We start from the raw sequence: 18,504 nt of genomic DNA, 5'->3' as shown, positions 1-18,504 counted from the left end.
CCCTTTTTTGCTGTCAGTCGGAGTTTGAATGAGCGTCACCACATCGGGATTGCAGTCGAAGTCGAGCCGTCGCGCGGTCAGGCATTTTGTCGAACTCGTGAGTTCGATGCGCTTCGCCATCGCCTTGCTGGTCGTACTGGCCATAGCAAGCATCATCGGCACGGTGCTTACGCAAGACGACCCGTACCCCAACTACGTCAATCAGTTCGGCCCGTTCTGGGCGGACATCTTCCGCGGCATCAGCATCTACACCGTGTACAGCGCGTGGTGGTTCATGCTGATCCTGATCTTTCTCGTGATTTCGGTCTCGCTATGCGTCATTCGCAACGGCCCGAAAATGATCGCGGACCTCAAGAGCTGGAAGGATCGCGTTCACGAAGGCGGCTTGCGCGCGTTTCATCACAAGGGTGAATTCGTGGTCAGCGCGGATCGCGCGCAGACGGCCGCCACGCTCGAACGTCTTTCCGCAAAGATGGGTTATCGCTTTGTCACGCGTCAGATTGACGCAGGCTCGACGCTCATCGCGGGCAAGCGCGGGGCGCTCACGAAGATCGGCTACATCTCGGCGCATCTGGCTATCGTGATCATTTGCGTCGGCGGGCTGCTCGACAGCAATCTGCCCATCAAGCTGCAGATGTGGCTCTTCAACAAGACGCCCATTCAGACCAACGCGGTCATCAACGACATTCCGGCGGAGCATCGCCTGTCCGTGTCGAATCCGACGTTTCGCGGTTACGCGTGGGTTCCGGAAGGTCAATACGTCGGCACGGCAATCTTGAATCAACAGGACGGCTCGATTATTCAGGACTTGCCGTTCTCGATTCAACTCGACAAATTCATCGTCGATTACTACTCGACCGGCATGCCGAAGCTGTTCGCGAGCGACATCGTGGTAATCGACCACAAGACCGGCAAGCGCATTCCGGCGCGCGTCGAGGTGAACAAGCCGTTCACGTACGACGGCGTGTCGATCTATCAGTCGAGTTTTCAGGATGGCGGCTCGAAGATGCAGATGACCGCCTGGCCCATGAGCGGCGGCAGCGCGAAAACCACGCCCTTCAACGGTACGATCGGCGGCACTGCGCCCGTGAATCAGCAGATTGCCGGTGCGCAAGGCCAAACGGTCGAATTCACCGATTTCCGCGCAATCAACGTCGAAAACATGACGGACGGCAACGGTGCGCCGGACGCACGCGGCGTCGGCAAGAAGGAAACCTTGCGCGATGCGTTCGACGAGCGCCTCGGCTCCGGCGCAAAGACGTCGAAGCCGACGGATCTGCGCAATATCGGCCCATCGGTGCAGTACAAGGTGCGCGGCACGGACGGTCAGGCGCGCGAGTACAGCAACTACATGTTGCCGGTCGATGTCAGCGGTCAGCGGATGTTCCTCGCCGGCATGCGCCTGAGCCCGAGCGATCCGTTCCGCTACTTGCGCATTCCTGCCGACGAGCAAGGCACGGTGAAGGAATGGATGAATCTGCGCGCCGCGCTTGCCACGCCCGCGACGCGCATCGAGGCTGCGCATCGGTTCGCGCAGCGTTCCGTGCCCCAGGAAAACGGCGATTTGCAGAAGCACCTGGACGAAAGCGCGATCCGCGTGCTGAATCTTTTCGCCGGCGCGGATGAATCGGGCAACGGGTCCACGAATCCGCAAATGAGCGGCGGATTTCAAAGTATCGCGGCGTTCATCGATCGTTCGGTGCCGAAGGGCGAGCAAGAAAAGGCCGCCGGTTTGCTCATGCGCATGCTGGAAGGCGCAATGTGGGACGTCTGGCAGATTTCTCGCGAACAAAACGGCGAGCCGGCCGCAAAAGTGGACGAGAAGAACAGCGCCTTCGTTCAGTCGTCCATCAACGCGCTTTCCGACAGCTTTCTGTACGGATCGCCGGTATTTTTGCAGCTCGACACCTTCAAACAGGTGCAAGCATCGGTATTCCAGCTAACGCGCGCACCGGGCAAAAAAGTGGTGTATCTTGGCAGCCTCCTGCTCGTGCTCGGCATTTTCTCGATGTTTTACGTGCGTGAACGCCGGCTCTGGTTCTGGCTCAAAGATTCAGGGCAAGGCGGTGCGAGCGTTTTGATGGCAATGTCCACGGCGCGCCGCACGCTCGATTTCGAGAAGGAATTCGAGCGTACGCGCGCGACGGTCGCGGCGGCGCTCGGGACCACGCCAATCGATCCGGCGGCGCAGCATCCGTCGAAAGCATCGGCGACGCAAACACACGAGCCATCCGCGGCCTCCGGCTCGGAAGTATCAACACGGTAAGATCATGGACCTTTCTCAGACCTCCTCCCACGCGCAGCCCAAGACGCAACGTCCGGCATCATCGTCGTCGGGCCTGCCCGATGTCGCCGTTTTCGACGATCGTCCGTTCCTCAAACGCCTGGGCGCAATCGACTGGCTGTTCGCCATCGCGATGGTCGCGGGCGCGGGCTTCTCGCTCAACCGCTATCACACGTTCATGGACGTGTACGACATGGCGGTGCTGGTCGCCGCAGTGCCGACCTTCGTCGTGCTCGGCTGGCGCTGGAAACCGGCGCGGCTGCTCATCGCGACGATCGCGGTCATGTCGCTGTTCTCGATCCAGCTCTACCAGCACGACCTCGCGCGCGCCGAAACCAACTTCTTCCTCAAATACTTCCTGTCGAGCCAATCCGCGATTCTATGGATGAGCGCGCTCTTCATCCTGGCGACGCTCTTTTACTGGATCGGCCTCGTGTCGCGCTCGCAGACGGGCGGCGCAATCGGCTCGCGCATGACGTGGGTCGCGGTGCTCATGGGCTTCACGGGCCTGATGGTGCGCTGGTACGAGTCGTACATGATCGGCGCGGATGTCGGACACATTCCCATCTCGAATCTGTACGAAGTGTTCGTACTGTTTTGCCTCATCACGTCACTGTTCTATCTCTACTACGAACAGCATTACGCGACGCGTCAGATGGGCGCGTTCGTGCTGCTCGTGATCAGCGCGGCGGTCGGCTTCCTGATGTGGTATTCGATTGCCCGCGACGCGCAGCAGATTCAGCCGCTCGTGCCCGCGCTGCAAAGCTGGTGGATGAAGATTCACGTACCGGCGAACTTCATCGGCTACGGCAGTTTCGCGCTTTCCGCGATGGTTTCCGTCGCGTATCTGGCAAAGCAGCGCGGCTTTTTGGCCGACCGTCTGCCGTCGCTGGAAGTGCTCGACGACGTGATGTACAAGTCCATTGCGGTCGGTTTCGCGTTCTTCACCATCGCGACCATTCTCGGCGCGCTGTGGGCCGCCGAAGCGTGGGGCGGCTACTGGAGCTGGGACCCGAAGGAAACGTGGGCGCTGATCGTCTGGCTGAACTACGCGGCATGGCTGCACATGCGGTTGATGAAGGGCCTGCGCGGCGCGGCGGCGGCGTGGTGGGCGCTGACGGGATTGATCGTCACGACCTTCGCGTTTCTGGGCGTCAACATGTTCCTTTCGGGACTGCACAGTTACGGCAAGCTCTGATCTCGCGCCATCGAAAGAAGAGAAACCGCCATGCGTCGCGCTGGCGGTTTTTTTTTGTCTTGTGATGGAATAGCGGCATCCGGTTTGCTGTTTGCACGTATATGAATGGATGGGCGGCGTATCCAATGCCGCGCAAGCAAAGGGAGTATGGCTCCATGTGGATCAGACGTAATCGCGCGCTTTACGGTGACGATATCGCCGCGCACGAAATCACGCCGCGCGATGTGTTCGAGAATCGGCGGCGTGCGCTGCGTTCGATCGGCGCGCTGGCGGCGACCGGCTTGACTGGCGTGAGCGGCATCGCGAATGCGGCGTTCACATCGCCGGATGCGAAGGGCCAGAAACTCGCGGCGAAAGCGAATCCGAAGTTCATCGCGCTCGACAAGGCGACGTCGCTCAAGGACATCACGAGCTACAACAACTTCTACGAGTTCGGCACCGACAAGGGCGATCCCGCCGAACACGCGGGCACGTTGCGGCCGAGGCCGTGGAAAGTGTCGGTCGAAGGCGCGATCAAGAATCCGAAAACCTACGACATCGACGAGCTTCTGAAGCTCGCGCCACTCGAAGAACGTTTGTATCGCCTGCGATGCGTCGAAGGCTGGTCGATGGTCATTCCGTGGATCGGCGTCTCGCTGTCCGAGCTCATCAAGCGCGCGGAACCCACGGGCAGCGCGAAGTACGTGCAGTTCGTCACGCTTGCCGATCCTTCGCAGATGCCGGGTCTTTCGACGCCGATCCTCGAATGGCCGTATTCCGAAGGCCTGCGCATGGACGAAGCGATGAATCCGCTCACCTTGCTCACCGTCGGCTTGTATGGCGAAGTGCTTCCGAATCAGAACGGCGCGCCGGTGCGTATCGTCGTGCCGTGGAAATACGGCTTCAAGAGCGCGAAGTCGCTGGTCAAGATTCGCTTCGTTGAAAAGCAGCCGCCGACGAGCTGGAATCTATACGCGCCGACGGAATACGGCTTCTATTCGAACGTGAATCCTGGCGTGGATCATCCGCGCTGGAGTCAGGCGACGGAGCGGCGTATTGGCGAGGACGGTTTCTTTGCGCCCAAGCGCAAGACGCTCATGTTCAACGGATATGGCGATCAGGTTGCGTCGCTCTATCAGGGCATGGACCTCAAGAAAAACTTCTGAACGATGCCCACTGTATCCGAACTCAAGGGATCGCAAACGCGCGCGAACGTGCGGTCCGGGCCGCGCTGGATCGCGCCCGCAAAAGTGATCGTGTTCATCGCGGCGCTCTATCCGCTGGCGCGCATTGTGTTGCTCGGCGTCATGGGCGGACTGGGCGCGAATCCGATCGAGTTCATCACGCGTTCGACCGGCCTTTGGACACTCGTCTATGTCTGCATCACGCTCGCCATCACGCCGGTGCGCCGGCTGACGGGCGTAACGGCGCTCGTGCGCTTTCGCCGCATGATCGGCCTTTACGCGTTCTTCTTCGCCGTGCTGCACTTCACGACATACATTTGGTTCGATAAGTGGTTCGATGTCGCCGCGATGTTGAAGGACATCGGCAAGCGGCCGTTCATCACCGTGGGCTTCGCCGCGTTCGTGTTGCTGATACCGCTCGCGGTGACATCGCCGAAAGCGATGGTCCGCAAGCTCGGCCGCCGCTGGCAGATGCTGCATCGGATCATCTATCTCGTCGCTATTCTGGCCATCCTGCATTTCTGGTGGATGAAGGCCGGCAAGCACGATTTCGCCTTGCCGAAGATTTACGGCGCAATCGTGATCGTGTTGCTGGGCTGGCGGCTGATCGCGTGGCTCAAAGGACGAATCGAGCGACGCCGGTTGAGCGCATAAAAAAAGCGATGCCACGGCATCGCTTTTTTGGCTCACGGCATGAAGATTCAGTCTGGCAAAATGGATTCGCCCGCGAACAACTGCTTCACTTCTTCGCGTTCGCGCACCACGCGCGCGCGTTCGCCATCGACCATGATTTCTGCGGCGCGCGCACGCGTGTTGTAGTTCGAGCTCATGACGAAGCCATACGCTCCCGCCGAAAGAATGGCGAGCAAGTCGCCTTGCTCGACGGCCAGTTCACGATCGCGTCCGAGCCAGTCGCCGCTTTCGCAAACCGGGCCGACGACATCGTATAAACGCGCGCTTGCCTTGCGTTCCATGACCGGCACGATGCGATGAAACGCCTCGTACATGGCGGGACGCGCGAGGTCGTTCATCGCGGCATCGACGATAGCGAAGTTCTTCTCTTCACCCGGCTTAAGATACTCGACGCGCGTTAGCAGCACGCCCGCATTGCCGACGAGCGAGCGTCCCGGCTCGAAATACACTTCGCGCTGACCGTGGCCGCGCTCTTCGAAATGCGCGAGCAACGTGCGCACGAAGTCGCCGATATCCGGCGGCGTTTCGTCATCGTACGTAATGCCGAGACCGCCGCCGACATCCACGTGACGAATGCTCATGCCGTCGGACTCGATCTGTTCGACGAGGTCGAGCAGCTTGTCGACGGCATCGAGATACGGGCTCACTTCGGTGATCTGCGAACCGATATGACAGTCGATACCCACGACATCGAGATTCGCCATGTCACGCGCTTCACGATACGTCGCGCGCGCGTCGCCGAAGGCCACGCCGAACTTGTTCGACTTCAAACCGGTGGAGATGTACGGATGCGTTTTGGCGTCGACATCGGGATTCACGCGCAGCGACACGGGCGCCTTCTTGCCAAGCGACTTCGCGACTTCGTTGAGCGCGTGCAACTCGGGAATGGACTCGACGTTGAAGCACTTCACGCCCGCTTCGAGCGCCTCGCGCATCTCGGCCGCGCTCTTGCCGACGCCCGAGAAAACCGTGTTGGAAGCCTTGCCGCCCGCGGCCAGTACACGCGCCAGTTCGCCCGACGACACGATGTCGAAGCCCGCGCCCAAACGCTCGAACACGTTGAGCACCGCGAGATTGCTGTTGGCTTTGACCGCGACGTGCACCGTTGCCTTTCGGCCCGCGCAGGCATCGGCGTAAGCGCGATAGGCGCGCGTCAGTGCATCGCGCGAATAGACGTAAAGCGGCGTGCCGAACTGTTCCGCGAGCGACGCGGCGGGGACGCCTTCGACGTGCAACGCGCCGTCGACGTAGTGGAATGCGGAATCGTTCATGCGTGGATTCGGATGTACGCGGCTTGGTGCGCGTGAGGCTTAGGTCAGTACCCGGCGGGCGCCGGTTTCAGAGTGGTGTCCGGCGAAAGCGACAGCGGCGCGCCGGAGGTATCGGGAATGTCGCCAGTCTCGCTCGCAGCCGATGCAGCGCTTGCCTTGTCGACGGAAGCGGAAGGCGGCGTATCCTGAAGGTCGCTAGGACGCTGCGGCAGTGGCGGGACAGTGGGAAGATAGAGCGGACCACGTTGTCCACAACCGCCGAGTGCGAGTGTTGCCGCGGCGCTCATGCTCAAAGCCGCTACAATCGCGCTCATCCTGAAAACGACTCGCATGACCGTCCCTGTACCATTGAATCGATGGAGTTTAGCATGACAGACCAGGAATACCTGAGCTTGGCAGAGGCCGCGCTGACGGCCATCGAACGTGCTGTGGATCGGGCTGAAGCCGATATCGAATTCGAGCGTAGCGGCAATGTGCTCACGCTGGAATTCGAGAACCGCACGAAGGTGATCGTCAATCTTCAGCCGCCGAAACACGAGATCTGGCTAGCCGCGAAGGCGGGCGGTTTTCACTACAAATACGTGGATGGCGCCTGGCGCGACACACGCGACAACAGCGAGTTTTTCGCCACGCTCACGAAGTATTCGACCGAACAGGCGGGCGAGCCCGTTCGCTTTTCAGCGAAGTAAGGCACGCCCGGCAAGGAACGTCACTGTCCCTTGAACAGATTCATGATGTCCTGCTTTTCCTGCTCGCCGACTTCGGGCGCCGGAGCCGTGACGCCCGACACGCCCGAGGCCGACGACGCCTGACTCACGCCGATTGTCGCGATGAAGCCGTGGCCCGGCGTCATGTCGTCGAAGTACAGTTCGCCACCGAGCGAGGTCACGTCGGGCGGCGTCATCGGCTTGTACTCGGGCAAGCCCTTCAGCGCGCGCGTCATGTAATCCATCCACACGGGCAGTGCGAGACCGCCGCCCGTTTCCTTGTCGCCGAGCGTGCGCGGATTGTCATAGCCGATCCACGCAATCGCCACGAGCGAACGCTGATAGCCGGCGAACCAGGCATCGCGCGAATCGTTCGTCGTGCCGGTCTTGCCTGCGAGGTCGGTGCGCTTCAACTGATTCGTCTTGGCCGCCGTGCCGTGCTGCGCGACGCTTTGCAAAAGGCTATTCATCACGAACGCGTTGCGCGGCGTGATGGCAAGCGGCGCGCTTTGCTGCGCGACGAGCGGTTGCGGATGCGAAACGACCGCGCCGTATGGGTCGGTGATATCGGCGATCAGATACGGATTCACGCGATACCCGCCATTGGCGAACACCGCGTAGCCCGTCGCCATCTGCAGCGGCGTGACGAGACCCGCGCCGAGCGCCATCGGCAAATACGCGGGGTGCCGGTCCGCGTCGAAGCCGAAGCGCGTGATGTACTGCTGCGCGTACTTCGTGCCGATGGTGTTCAAAATGCGGATGGACACCATGTTCTTCGATCTCTGCAGCGCGGAGCGCATGGTCATGGGTCCGTCGAAGCCGCCGCCGTAGTTCTTCGGCTCCCACGCCTGACCGCCGGTTTCGGCGGCGGTGAAGAAGAGCGGACCATCGTTGATGATGGTCGCGGGCGACAAGCCTTTTTCCAGCGACGCCGAATAGATGAACGGCTTGAAGCTCGATCCCGGCTGACGCCACGCTTGCGTCACGTGATTGAACTTGTTCTTGTTGAAGTCGAAACCGCCCACGAGCGCGCGAATGGCGCCGTCCTGCGGCACGAGCGAGATCAGCGCGCCTTCCACTTGCGGCAATTGCGTGATGATCCACTCGCCGTCGTCGTTCTTCATGAGCCGCACGATCGCGCCAGGACGAATGCGGGCATTGGGCTGTGCGCGCGTGGAGAGCGCATTGGAGACGAAGCGCAGATCGGCGCCGTTGATGGTCGCCACGTTGCCGTCGATGAAGCTCGCCTTCACTTCCTTCGTGCTCGCCGACGTGACCACCGCCGCGACGATCTCGCCGTTGTCCGGATGCTCGGCAAGCGCGTCGTCGATAGCCTGCTCGCGGTCGTCCGCATTCGCGGGCAGATCGATGAAACCCTCGGGCCCGCGATATCCATGCCGGCGTTCGTAGTCCATCAGCCCCTTGCGTACCGCGCGGTAGGCGGCGTCCTGATCGGCGGAATCGATCGTGGTCACGACATTGAGACCGCGCGTGTACGCCTCTTCCTTGTACTGCGCGTACATCATCTGCCGCACCATTTCCGCGACGTATTCGGCGTGCACGCTGAACTCGCGGCCTTGTCCCTTCACGACGAGCGGCTGATTCTTCGCCTGGTCGTATTCGTCCTGCGTGATGAAGTTGAGTTCGCGCATGCGCTGAAGGATGTACTCCTGCCTCACCTTCGCGCGCTTCGGATTCACGACCGGGTTATAGGCCGACGGCGCCTTCGGCAGACCGGCGAGCATGGCGGCTTCCGCGAGCGAGATGTCCTTCAGATCCTTGCCGAAGTACACCCGGGCGGCGCTCGCAAAACCATACGCGCGCTGTCCGAGATAGATCTGATTCATATAGACCTCGAGAATCTGATCTTTCGTCAGCGCGCGCTCGATCTTGTAAGCGAGCAGCATCTCGTAGATCTTGCGCGTGTAGGTCTTCTCGCTCGACAGGAAGAAGTTGCGCGCGACCTGCATGGTGATCGTGCTTGCGCCCTGTGACGCGTGACCGTTCGACAGCGCCACCGTGCCCGCGCGCAGGATGCCGGTGAGATCGACGCCGCCGTGGTCGTAGAAACGCGAGTCCTCGATGGCGAGCACCGCTTTCTTGAGATGGTCCGGCACGTCGCGAATGCGCACGACGCTGCGCCGCTCTTCGCCGAACTCGCCGATCAGCACGTGATCCGCCGTATAGATGCGCAGCGGCACCTTCGGCTTGTAGTCAGTGAGCGCATCGAGCGAAGGCAGGTTCGGCATCGCGACGACGAGCGCATACCCGAGCACGAGCGCCGCGCAAACGATTAGCGCGAAAAAGCTGATGACAAGCGCGGAAAGCAGCCGCAAATACCACGGTCGCCTGGTCGTCTGACCTTCGGGCGGTTTGGATGGCGGGTTGGTCGGGGAAGAGGATTGCATGGCACCACCAAAAAACGGTCTCGGGATTATAGCCGTCCGGGTTTCGAGCCTTTCTTAAGACTTGCGACGAACCGCGGGCGTGCTTCGGTCCCGTTTCTCCTGCTTCGGAACTTCGTCCCTTCAAGATACGCGGGATCGTGCGGATAAGCACCTCTGAAACGCGCCAAACACACGCGTTAGCCATTTGGCTGAATGTTCGAAAGACGCGCGGCTCACCACAATTCTTCTCGTGCAAGCGCTCGAAAGGTTCGGCGCGCAAGAGACGATGGAGTGAGTCATGAACAAGGCCTTATTGACAGTTACGCGCCGCTTTGCAGCGGGTATCGATGTGAGCGAAAGCGCGGTGCGAATAGTGGTGCTCAGCAAGCGCGTGCGTTCGCCGTCGGCGGTGTGCGTCGAGCATATCGATTGGGTGGCGCTCGAACCGGGCGCGGTGATCGACGGCGAGTTCGTCGATCGCGCCGCCGTGATCGCGGCGCTCTGCGATACCGTCGAGCGCTTGCCGCAGAACGGCGTGTCGCGCGCGCTGCGTTGCGCAATGGGCTTGCCGTCGTCCGCGACGCTCACCACGCGCGTGCCGCTCACCGCGTTGCTGGAGACGCGCGATGCGCCCGCGCTCGTGGCGGACGGCGATCCGCGCGGCGTGCTCGAACCCGCCGTGCTCGCGGAGGCCGAGCGCATCTCGGGCATCGAACGCGGCGCGCTCGCGGTGGACTGGTCAGTCGAAACGCAGGAGGACGGCCGCGCGCAAGTCGCGATTGCCGCCACTGCGCGCCGGCATGTCGAGGCGCGCGTCGAAACGGCGGCTGCGGCGGGAATCGCGCTGTCCGCCATCGACGGCGAACCGGCGGCCGCCATGCGCGCAATGCGTCATTCCGGCAAGGTGGAGCTCGGTCCGGATGCGCGCTTCATGTTTTGCTGGCTCGAAAAAACGGGGCTGCACGGCTGGGTCGCCGGCGCTCACGGTGTCGAGTCCGAAGTGCGGTATCCGGCGCCCGAGCATTCATGTCTCGCCGACGCGCTCCGCGATCTCGCTGGCACCGATGCGCCGCTCGACTGCGTGTACGTCGGCGGCGAAGCGGACCTGATGGCGCAGGCCGCGCTGCCACTTCCCGCGCTGGCGAAGATGTTCGGCTGCCCGGCGCTGCCGTTCGAGTGCGCGCCGTATTGCAATGGCGTGGCGGGCATCGATGCGTCGCTCAAACATTCGCCGCTCTTCGCGGTGGCGTTCGGTCTGGCGTTGCGCGAGGTGCTGCAATGAGCGGCGCGAGCGTGGTCGAAGGTTTCAACCTGCTTCCTTACCGCTTGCGCAAGCGGCGCGAGATGCGCCGTCAGCGGCTCGCGATTCTCGCGGCGGCGAGTCTTGCCGGATGCGCGGCGGTCGGCGCGGTCGCGGGCTGGGATGCCTTGCAGCGCGCGCGTCTGGATGAACGGCGTCTCGCGCTGGAAGCGTCGCTACGGACATCGGGCGCGCAGCTCGAAGAGCACGCACGGCTCACGCGTGCCGAAGCCGACCGGCGGCGCGCGCGCCAAAACGCGCAACCGCTTGCCGCGCCGCGCGACCGTTTTCTCGCGCTTCTCGACGCGCTGGCTGACGCGCCCCGGCAACCCGGCGTCGAGCTGCAACGCGTCTCGCAACGGACCGACGAAGTCGAACTCGCGGCGCTCGCACCCGATTCGCAAGCGGCGGCGAACTGGCTCAAGCGTCTGGAGGACGTGCGCGACGTGCAGTCGGTGGAAGTGATCGAGATGAAGCGGCGGCCAACCACGCCGGCGCCGGCGAGGCGCGATGCCGTATCGAACGTCGAACGCTACGAATTCACGGCGCTGGTGCGCTACGCACGCAAAATCGCGGCGGCGGCAAAGACCGCGCAACCCGCGCTCGCCGTCCGCCGCACGACCAACACCGCTCACGGGAGCAGTCAATGAACACGATGTCCTTCAACGATGCCGGCCGTCTGCGCTCAGTCGCGGCCTTCCATGAATGGCCGCTTCGATGGACGCTCTGCGGCGCGATGCTTCTCGCGGCGATCATCTGCGTCATCGGCGTGCAGGGCTGGCGCGCGGCCGGTCTGATCGATCTCGATGCAAGCCACGCGGCGCTCTCCGCCGCGCAGGAGAAAGCGGGCCAACTGCGCGGTATCGAGGCGCAATTGCCCGATCTGCGCAAACGCGTGGCGGCGGGCGGTCTGAACCCTGAACACTGGACTGCCGCCGATGCGCTGCACGCCGTAGCCAGTCTCGCCGCGCAAAGCGGGTTGCACGTGACGGAGATCGAGCCGCTTCAGACGAAACTCGCCGAGGTCCAGGCACCGCGCGCGCTCCGGTTTCGCGCGGAAGGCGGCTTTGCCGAGATGAAGCGGTTCATCGAGGCGCTCGCGGGTTTGCCGCGTCTCGTCATACCGGAAGGCGTGCAAATCCGGCGGCAGACGGGTGTACTTTCCATCGATACGACCTTGCGCATCCACGATGATCTTCCGGCCGTGCCGCTGCCCGAACCGGCGCGCACGAACGCCTTCGTCATCGATCCGTTCGGCAAGGAAAGCGCCGGTGGCTTTTCGCGCAGCGCGGACTTGCTGCTCGTCGGGACGCTTCTCGGACGTCATCGCGCGATGGCGCTGATGCAGAGCAGCGAGGGCGTTGGCGACTTCCGGCCCGGCGAGAAGATCGGAGACGAATGGCTCGGACGCGTGCGGCCGCGCGTGGTCGAGCTCGCGAGTGACGACGGCGCTTCGCGCACGCTGAGTTTCGTGGAGGACCGCAAGTGATCGCGCCGCCAACTTTTCGTCTCAAGAGGCTCGTTCTGGCGCTGGCGCTCCTTTTCGCGTCGCACGCGGTCTGGGCCGAAGCCGATCAAAGCGAACCCATTGCGCCTTTGCCGCCGTTGCCCGCGGGCTACGAGACTTTGCCGACCGACCAGTTCGCCATCGATACGAGCGCGCCGCCCGCGCTCTTGTCGCCGCCCGTTGCGGCGAGTGCGGAGCCCGTGGCTGCCGCGAAGTCATCGACGGAAACGAGCGAGGCGCTCGAAGGCCCGCCCGTGCCGATGCCGCAGCCCGAACGTCTGAGCACGCAATCGCCCGGCAGCGCCGACGACGGCAAGCCGATCACGCTCGATCTCAAGAACGCCGACCTGGGCGCCGCGCTGCATGCGTTTGCCCGCTTCAGCGGGCTCAATATCATCGCGAGCGACAAGGTGCGCGGCCAGGTGTCGATCAATCTCGTCGCCGTGCCGTGGCGCCGCGCGTTCGACACGCTGCTCGACGTGAACGGCCTCGCCATGGAGCAGCACGGCAACGTGATCTGGGTCGCGCCGCTCGCGGAACTCGCCGCACGCGAGAAGCTGCGCTACGAGACGCACGCGCGCGCCGCCGATCTCGAACCGCTCGCAAGCCGCACGTTCGTGCTGCGCTATCCGCGCGCGGAAGACGTCCGCAAGCTGCTGACAGGCTCCGGGAGCCAGCGCGTGCTGTCCAAACGCGGCTCCGCCATGGCCGACACGCGCACCAATCTGCTCTTCGTGACGGACCTCGACGCGCGCGTGAAGCAAATCGCCGAACTCGTCGCGCAGATCGACAAGCCCACGCCGCAAGTCGTGATAGAAGCGAAGATCCTGGAAGGCGAGGCGGGCATTTCGCGCACGCTTGGCGTCAAGCTGGGCGTCGCGGGCGTGAACGACCCGGCGCGCGGTCTCTCGGGCGGAAAGGACGGTGTCGTGTACGATTTATCGGCGCGGCCGATCAACGGTTTCGACGCCGCCACGGCCGGACTCACGCTGTTCGCGGCTCAGGCCACGCGGCTTCTGAACATCGAACTGAGCGCGCTCGAAGCCGAGGGACGCGGTCAGATCGTCTCCCGGCCGCGTGTGGTGACGGCTGACCGCGCGAAGGCGCTGGTCGAGCAGGGCACGGAGCTGCCGTATCAGGCGAAAGTGGGCAACGGCGTTTCCGGCGTGCAGTTTCGGCGCGCGGCGCTCAAACTGGAGGTCGAGCCGCAGATTACCCCGCACGGGCATGTCATTCTTGATCTCGATGTCGCGAAAGACAGCGTCGGCGAGCAGACCGACGCGGGACCGGCCATCAACACCAAGCACGTCCAGACGCGCGTGGAGGTCGAGGACGGCGGCACGGTGGCGATCGGCGGCATCTACTCGGAAGACGAGCGCAACGACGTCACGGGCGTGCCCGGACTGTCGAAGCTGCCGTGGCTCGGCTGGCTGTTTCGCCATGACGCGCGCCGCAGCTCGCGCAACGAGCTGGTGATCCTGATTACGCCGCACGTCATTGCTTCGAGTGGATGAAGGCGGAAAGAAGCGGAAAGCGGGGCCGCGAGCGGGCGGCCCGACTCGACAAAGCGGGCTATTTGCCCTTAAGCTGCCGCACGAACAAAATTCGATTGACTTGAAGGAAACCGAGTTGCAGGAAGGGCACGCGAACGCGAACATCTTTTTCGTCGGACTCATGGGGGCGGGTAAAACCACCGTGGGCCGCGCGGTTGCGCGCCGCTTGCAGCGCTCATTTATCGATTCGGATCAGGAAATCGAGGCGCGCACCGGCGCGCGCATCCCGGTGATCTGGGAGCTCGAAGGCGAGGCGGGTTTTCGTCAGCGCGAAGCCAACGTTATCGACGAGCTGTCGCAAAAGAGCGGTATCGTGCTCGCTACGGGCGGCGGTGCGGTGCTGCGTCCGGAGAATCGCGAACATCTGAAGAATCGCGGCGTCGTCATCTATCTGCGTGCAAATCCGCACGATCTCTGGCAGCGCACGCGGCGCGACAAGAATCGGCCGCTTTTGCAGACCGACGATCCGCGCGGCAAGCTGGAAGCGCTCTTTCAGACGCGTGATCCGCTCTACAACGAGTGCGCGCATTTCGTCGTGGAAACCGGCCGACCTACCGTCAACGCGCTCGTCAACATGGTCCTGATGCAACTGGAGGTGGCCGGCGTCATCAAACCGGCTCAGTCATAATGTCCGTCAGGATTTCCCCCTCGATTACCGTCGACGTCGAACTGGGCGAACGCGCCTATCCCATTCATATCGGTGCGGGCCTCATCGGTCGCACGGAACTTTTCGCGCCGCATGTCAAGGGCGCGTCGGTCGCCATCGTCACCAACTCCACCGTTAATCCGCTCTACGGCGACGAGCTCCGTGCCGCACTCGCCACGCTCGGCAAAAAGGTAACGACCGTCGTGCTGCCGGATGGCGAAGCGCACAAGAACTGGGAAACGCTCAACACGATCTTCGACGCGCTCCTCAGCGAACGCTCCGACCGCAAGACCACGCTGATCGCACTCGGCGGCGGCGTGGTGGGCGACATGACCGGCTTCGCGGCGGCATCGTATATGCGCGGCGTGCCGTTCATTCAAGTGCCGACCACTTTGCTCTCGCAAGTGGATTCATCGGTGGGCGGCAAGACGGGCATCAATCATCCGCTCGGCAAGAACATGATCGGCGCGTTCTATCAGCCGCAAGCGGTGATCGCGGACATCGGCGCTTTGCGCACGCTGCCGGACCGTGAACTCGCTGCGGGACTCGCGGAAGTCATCAAGACGGCGGCAATCGCGGACGCCGAGTTCTTCGAGTGGATCGAAGCGAACATCGCGAAGCTGAACGACCGCGACGAAGAAGCGCTTGCTCACGCGGTCAAGCGTTCGTGCGAGATCAAGGCGTCGGTGGTGGCATCGGACGAACGCGAAGGCGGACGCCGCGCAATTCTCAACTTCGGTCATACCTTCGGGCATGCCATCGAAGCGGGCCTGGGCTACGGCGAATGGCTGCACGGCGAAGCGGTGGGTTGCGGCATGGTGATGGCGGCGGATCTTTCCGTGCGCCTCGGCAAACTGGATGAGCCCGCGCGCAAGCGTCTCGTGCGCGTGATCGAAGCCGCGAAGCTGCCGGTCGTGGCGCCCACGCTCGGCGCGGCGCGTTATATCGATCTGATGAAGGTCGACAAGAAAGCCGAAGCCGGCGAGATCAAGTTCATTTTGCTGACCCGCTTCGGCGAGGTCGAAATAGCAAAGGCGCCCGACCACGCCGTGCGCGAGACGCTCGCCGCAAGCGTCTGAGTATTGGATCGGCGCCGACCTGGCGGCAATGCCGGAGACAACCGGAACCACGACTTGAGCGGAGCAGCCGGTGAGCGAAATAGAAAGTCTACTTCCGTCGAGCGGGCCGCCATCGGGCTCGTTCGAAGCGTATCTCGCGCCGTACGCGGCGCATTCGGCGTTGTCGCGCGGACGCCGGTATGCCGAAGCGCCGCCTGCCGCCCGTACCGAATTCCAGCGCGACCGCGACCGCATCGTGCACTCCACTGCGTTCCGGCGGCTCGAATACAAGACGCAGGTGTTCGTCAATCACGAAGGCGACCTCTTTCGCACGCGTCTCACGCATAGTCTCGAAGTCGCGCAGATCGCGCGTTCGGTCGCTCGCAATCTGAATTTGAACGAAGATCTGGTCGAAGCGATTTCGCTTGCGCACGATCTCGGCCACACGCCGTTCGGTCACGCGGGCCAGGACGCGCTCAACGAATGCATGCGCGATCACGGCGGCTTCGAGCACAATCTGCAAAGCCTCGCGGTGGTGGATCAGCTCGAAGAGCATTACGGCGCATTCGACGGCCTCAACCTCTGCTTCGAGACGCGCGAGGGCATTCTCAAGCATTGCTCGCGTGAAAATGCGCGCAAGCTCGGCGATCTCGGCGAACGCTTTCTCACGGGCAAGCAGCCGTCGCTCGAAGCGCAGATCGCCAATGTCGCCGACGAAATCGCCTACAACAATCACGATGTCGACGACGGCTTGCGCTCCGGCTTCATCACGCTTGAACAGCTTTCCGAAGTCAGCCTCTGGCATACGCATTTCGATGTGGCGCGCGCCGCGTATCCGGACATCGGCGGACGCAGGCTGATTCACGAGACCATTCGCAGCATCATCAACACCCTGATCGTCGATCTGATCGAGGCGACGAGCCGCAATCTCACGCGCGTGGCGCCGAAGTCCATCGACGATATCCGCAACGCGCCGCCGCTCGTCGCGCATAGCGATGAAATTGCCGCGCAAGCTGCCGCGCTCAAGCGTTTTCTGTTCAGGAACCTGTACCGGCACTATCGCGTGATGCGCATGGCAAACAAGGCGAAGCGCGTCGTGACGGGTCTCTTCGACGCGTTCACCGACGACCCGCGCCTGTTGCCGCCCGCTTATCAGGCGCGTCAGGCTGCGGTGGAGGAGTCGGCCAACGACGCGAGTTCAACCGGGCACGACAGCTCGCAGGCGCGGCTCGTCGCGCATTACATCGCGGGCATGACCGACCGCTATGCACTGAAGGAGTATCAACGCCTGTTTGTCATCGACAACAACTAATATCGCGCGTTTCAACGCGCAAGAATCAATTCAAGGAGACTTTCTCGATGAGACGCATGCCCTCGTTCCGCTCGATCGCAGCAGCTGCCGTGCTCGCGTTCGCCGGCAGCACCGCAGCGCAGGCCGCGACGGAAATCCAGTTTTGGCACGCCATGGAAGCCGCGCTCGGCGAGCGCGTCAACGACATCGCCAACGACTTCAACGCGTCGCAGAGCGATTACAAGATCGTCCCCGTGTTCAAGGGTACGTATGATCAGACGCTCGCGGCGGGCATCGCGGCGTTTCGCAGCGGCAACGCGCCCGCGATCCTGCAAGTCTACGAAGTCGGCACGGCAACGATGATGCAGGGCAAGAAAGCCGTCGTTCCGGTCTACGACGTCTTCAAGCAGGCAGGCGTGCCGCTCGACGAGAAGGCCTTCGTGCCGACCATCTCCGGTTACTACAGCGACGCGAAGACCGGCCATCTCATCTCTATGCCGTTCAACAGCTCCACGCCGGTTCTGTACTACAACAAGGACGCCTTCAAGAAGGCGGGACTCGACCCGAACCAGCCGCCGAAGACCTGGGCCGATGTCGAAACCGACGCAAAGAAGATCAAGGCCGCCGGTTACTCGTGCGGTTATTCGTCGGGCTGGCAAAGCTGGATTCAGCTCGAAAACTACAGCGCGTGGCATGCAGCGCCGTTCGCGACGAAGAACAACGGCTTCGACGGGCTCGACGCCAAGCTCGACATCAACAAGCCGCTGCAAGTCGCGCATATCGCCTTCCTGCAGAAGATGGCGAAAGAAGGCAACTTCACCTACGTGGGCCGCAAGGACGAGCCGGTCTCGAAGTTCTATAGCGGCGATTGCGGCATTATCACGAACTCGTCGGGCTCGCGCGCGACCATCAACAAGTTCGCGAAGTTCGAATACGGCGTCGGCATGATGCCTTACGACGCGAGCGTGAAGGGCGCGCCGCAGAACGCGATCATCGGCGGCGCGAGTCTCTGGGTGCTGTCGGGCAAGGACCCGGCCGTGTACAAGGGCGTCGCGAAGTTTCTCGCTTATCTGACCTCGCCGCCGGTCGCGGCGAAGTGGCATCAAGACACGGGCTATCTGCCGGTCACGCAAGCGGCTTACGAACTCACGCAGAAGCAGGGGTTCTACGACAAGAATCCCGGCGCGGATATCGCCATCAAGCAGATGCTGAACAAGCCGCCGCTCGCCTTCACCAAGGGTTTGCGTCTTGGCAACATGCCGCAGATTCGCACCGTTGTCGATGAAGAACTGGAGCAGGTCTGGGCGGAGAAGAAGACGCCGCAACAGGCGCTCGATTCTTCGGTTTCGCGCGGTGACGAACTGCTGCGCCGCTTCGAAAAGAGCGGTGGTTAAGCGCCCATGACGCAGCGCGCCCGCGTGTTTCTCGCGGGCGCCGTTTCAGGAT

The 18,504-nt window shown here is 62.8% G+C and carries 15 protein-coding genes and 1 pseudogene; 13 read left to right on the top strand and 3 right to left on the bottom strand.

Annotation, left to right across the window (positions count from 1 at the left end; genetic code table 11):
- Positions 1-28: 28 nt before the first annotated feature.
- The 4 genes from NCR40_RS12255 to msrQ all read left to right on the top strand — a co-directional run bounded on the left by NCR40_RS12255 (position 29) and on the right by msrQ (position 5,299).
- A complete protein-coding gene (locus NCR40_RS12255) occupies positions 29-2,266 on the top strand; it encodes a cytochrome c biogenesis protein ResB (RefSeq protein ID WP_250509582.1) in 2,238 nt (745 codons plus the stop codon).
- A gap of 4 nt (positions 2,267-2,270) precedes the next feature.
- Positions 2,271-3,482 (top strand): c-type cytochrome biogenesis protein CcsB, encoded by a 1,212-nt coding sequence (ccsB, locus tag NCR40_RS12250; protein ID WP_250509581.1) that lies wholly within the window; start codon positions 2,271-2,273, stop codon positions 3,480-3,482.
- 155 nt (positions 3,483-3,637) lie between these two features.
- On the top strand, positions 3,638-4,627 hold the full coding sequence (gene msrP, locus NCR40_RS12245; RefSeq protein ID WP_250509580.1) for a protein-methionine-sulfoxide reductase catalytic subunit MsrP: 990 nt from the start codon (positions 3,638-3,640) through the stop codon (positions 4,625-4,627).
- A gap of 3 nt (positions 4,628-4,630) precedes the next feature.
- Positions 4,631-5,299, top strand: a complete 669-nt coding sequence (gene msrQ / locus NCR40_RS12240; protein ID WP_250509579.1) for a protein-methionine-sulfoxide reductase heme-binding subunit MsrQ — start codon at positions 4,631-4,633, stop codon at positions 5,297-5,299.
- Between the two features lie 47 nt (positions 5,300-5,346).
- Here msrQ and lysA read toward each other — a convergent pair whose 3' ends face one another.
- Positions 5,347-6,609, bottom strand: coding sequence for a diaminopimelate decarboxylase (lysA, locus tag NCR40_RS12235; protein WP_250509578.1), 1,263 nt, complete (start codon positions 6,607-6,609; stop codon positions 5,347-5,349).
- A gap of 44 nt (positions 6,610-6,653) precedes the next feature.
- Entirely contained in the window at positions 6,654-6,941 is a 288-nt protein-coding gene (gene lptM / locus NCR40_RS12230) for an LPS translocon maturation chaperone LptM (protein WP_244826414.1), read from the bottom strand.
- Between the two features lie 36 nt (positions 6,942-6,977).
- On the opposite strand from lptM, the gene cyaY reads away from it, so the two are divergent.
- Positions 6,978-7,298, top strand: a complete 321-nt coding sequence (gene cyaY, locus NCR40_RS12225; protein ID WP_244826413.1) for an iron donor protein CyaY — start codon at positions 6,978-6,980, stop codon at positions 7,296-7,298.
- 20 nt (positions 7,299-7,318) lie between these two features.
- Here the strand turns inward: cyaY and NCR40_RS12220 are convergent, their stop codons facing one another.
- Positions 7,319-9,724 carry a penicillin-binding protein 1A gene (locus NCR40_RS12220; RefSeq protein ID WP_250509577.1) on the bottom strand — a complete coding sequence of 802 codons (2,406 nt, stop codon included), beginning with the start codon at positions 9,722-9,724 and terminating at the stop codon, positions 7,319-7,321.
- Positions 9,725-10,001: 277 nt separating this feature from the next.
- On the opposite strand from NCR40_RS12220, the gene pilM reads away from it, so the two are divergent.
- The 8 genes and pseudogenes from pilM to ugpB all read left to right on the top strand — a co-directional run bounded on the left by pilM (position 10,002) and on the right by ugpB (position 18,452).
- A complete protein-coding gene (pilM, locus tag NCR40_RS12215; RefSeq protein WP_250509576.1) occupies positions 10,002-10,985 on the top strand; it encodes a pilus assembly protein PilM in 984 nt (327 codons plus the stop codon).
- A complete protein-coding gene (locus NCR40_RS12210) occupies positions 10,982-11,653 on the top strand; it encodes a PilN domain-containing protein (RefSeq protein ID WP_250509575.1) in 672 nt (223 codons plus the stop codon). The genes pilM and NCR40_RS12210 overlap by 4 nt, the downstream gene beginning before the upstream one ends.
- A complete protein-coding gene (locus tag NCR40_RS12205; RefSeq protein WP_250509574.1) occupies positions 11,650-12,492 on the top strand; it encodes a type 4a pilus biogenesis protein PilO in 843 nt (280 codons plus the stop codon). The genes NCR40_RS12210 and NCR40_RS12205 overlap by 4 nt, the downstream gene beginning before the upstream one ends.
- The gene (locus NCR40_RS12200; protein WP_250509573.1) at positions 12,489-14,024 is read left to right on the top strand and encodes a type IV pilus secretin PilQ; all 1,536 of its coding nucleotides are present in this window, start codon (positions 12,489-12,491) and stop codon (positions 14,022-14,024) included. Before NCR40_RS12205 ends, NCR40_RS12200 begins: the two co-directional genes overlap by 4 nt.
- A gap of 160 nt (positions 14,025-14,184) precedes the next feature.
- Positions 14,185-14,691 (top strand): shikimate kinase, encoded by a 507-nt coding sequence (locus tag NCR40_RS12195; protein WP_244828131.1) that lies wholly within the window; start codon positions 14,185-14,187, stop codon positions 14,689-14,691.
- Positions 14,691-15,788 (top strand): 3-dehydroquinate synthase, encoded by a 1,098-nt coding sequence (aroB, locus tag NCR40_RS12190; RefSeq protein ID WP_250509572.1) that lies wholly within the window; start codon positions 14,691-14,693, stop codon positions 15,786-15,788. Before NCR40_RS12195 ends, aroB begins: the two co-directional genes overlap by 1 nt.
- 124 nt (positions 15,789-15,912) lie before the next feature.
- Positions 15,913-17,079: pseudogene (locus tag NCR40_RS12185) on the top strand (deoxyguanosinetriphosphate triphosphohydrolase); the annotation flags it as partial.
- A gap of 47 nt (positions 17,080-17,126) precedes the next feature.
- Positions 17,127-18,452: a sn-glycerol-3-phosphate ABC transporter substrate-binding protein UgpB gene (gene ugpB / locus NCR40_RS12180; RefSeq protein ID WP_250509571.1), complete on the top strand. Its 1,326-nt coding sequence runs from the start codon at positions 17,127-17,129 to the stop codon at positions 18,450-18,452.
- The last annotated feature ends 52 nt before the right edge of the window (positions 18,453-18,504 follow it).

The organism is Caballeronia sp. GACF4 (genome assembly GCF_023631025.1).
Taxonomy (GTDB): Bacteria; Pseudomonadota; Gammaproteobacteria; order Burkholderiales; family Burkholderiaceae; genus Caballeronia.
The sequence above is the reverse complement of the archived record's forward strand: the minus strand, read 5'-3'. Positions and strand labels throughout refer to the sequence as shown.

Bases quoted from the DNA above. Each gene is read 5' to 3' on its own strand.
- lptM (WP_244826414.1), bottom strand. From the start codon at position 6,941: ATGCGAGTCGTTTTCAGGATGAGCGCGATTGTAGCGGCTTTGAGCATG.
- NCR40_RS12210 (WP_250509575.1), top strand. From the start codon at position 10,982: ATGAGCGGCGCGAGCGTGGTCGAAGGTTTCAACCTGCTTCCTTACCGC.
- ugpB (WP_250509571.1), top strand. From the start codon at position 17,127: ATGAGACGCATGCCCTCGTTCCGCTCGATCGCAGCAGCTGCCGTGCTC.
- NCR40_RS12205 (WP_250509574.1), top strand. From the start codon at position 11,650: ATGAACACGATGTCCTTCAACGATGCCGGCCGTCTGCGCTCAGTCGCG.
- msrP (WP_250509580.1), top strand. From the start codon at position 3,638: ATGTGGATCAGACGTAATCGCGCGCTTTACGGTGACGATATCGCCGCG.
- cyaY (WP_244826413.1), top strand. From the start codon at position 6,978: ATGACAGACCAGGAATACCTGAGCTTGGCAGAGGCCGCGCTGACGGCC.
- lysA (WP_250509578.1), bottom strand. From the start codon at position 6,609: ATGAACGATTCCGCATTCCACTACGTCGACGGCGCGTTGCACGTCGAA.
- ccsB (WP_250509581.1), top strand. From the start codon at position 2,271: ATGGACCTTTCTCAGACCTCCTCCCACGCGCAGCCCAAGACGCAACGT.
- NCR40_RS12220 (WP_250509577.1), bottom strand. From the start codon at position 9,724: ATGCAATCCTCTTCCCCGACCAACCCGCCATCCAAACCGCCCGAAGGT.
- msrQ (WP_250509579.1), top strand. From the start codon at position 4,631: ATGCCCACTGTATCCGAACTCAAGGGATCGCAAACGCGCGCGAACGTG.
- aroB (WP_250509572.1), top strand. From the start codon at position 14,691: ATGTCCGTCAGGATTTCCCCCTCGATTACCGTCGACGTCGAACTGGGC.
- NCR40_RS12255 (WP_250509582.1), top strand. From the start codon at position 29: ATGAGCGTCACCACATCGGGATTGCAGTCGAAGTCGAGCCGTCGCGCG.
- NCR40_RS12195 (WP_244828131.1), top strand. From the start codon at position 14,185: ATGGGGGCGGGTAAAACCACCGTGGGCCGCGCGGTTGCGCGCCGCTTG.
- pilM (WP_250509576.1), top strand. From the start codon at position 10,002: ATGAACAAGGCCTTATTGACAGTTACGCGCCGCTTTGCAGCGGGTATC.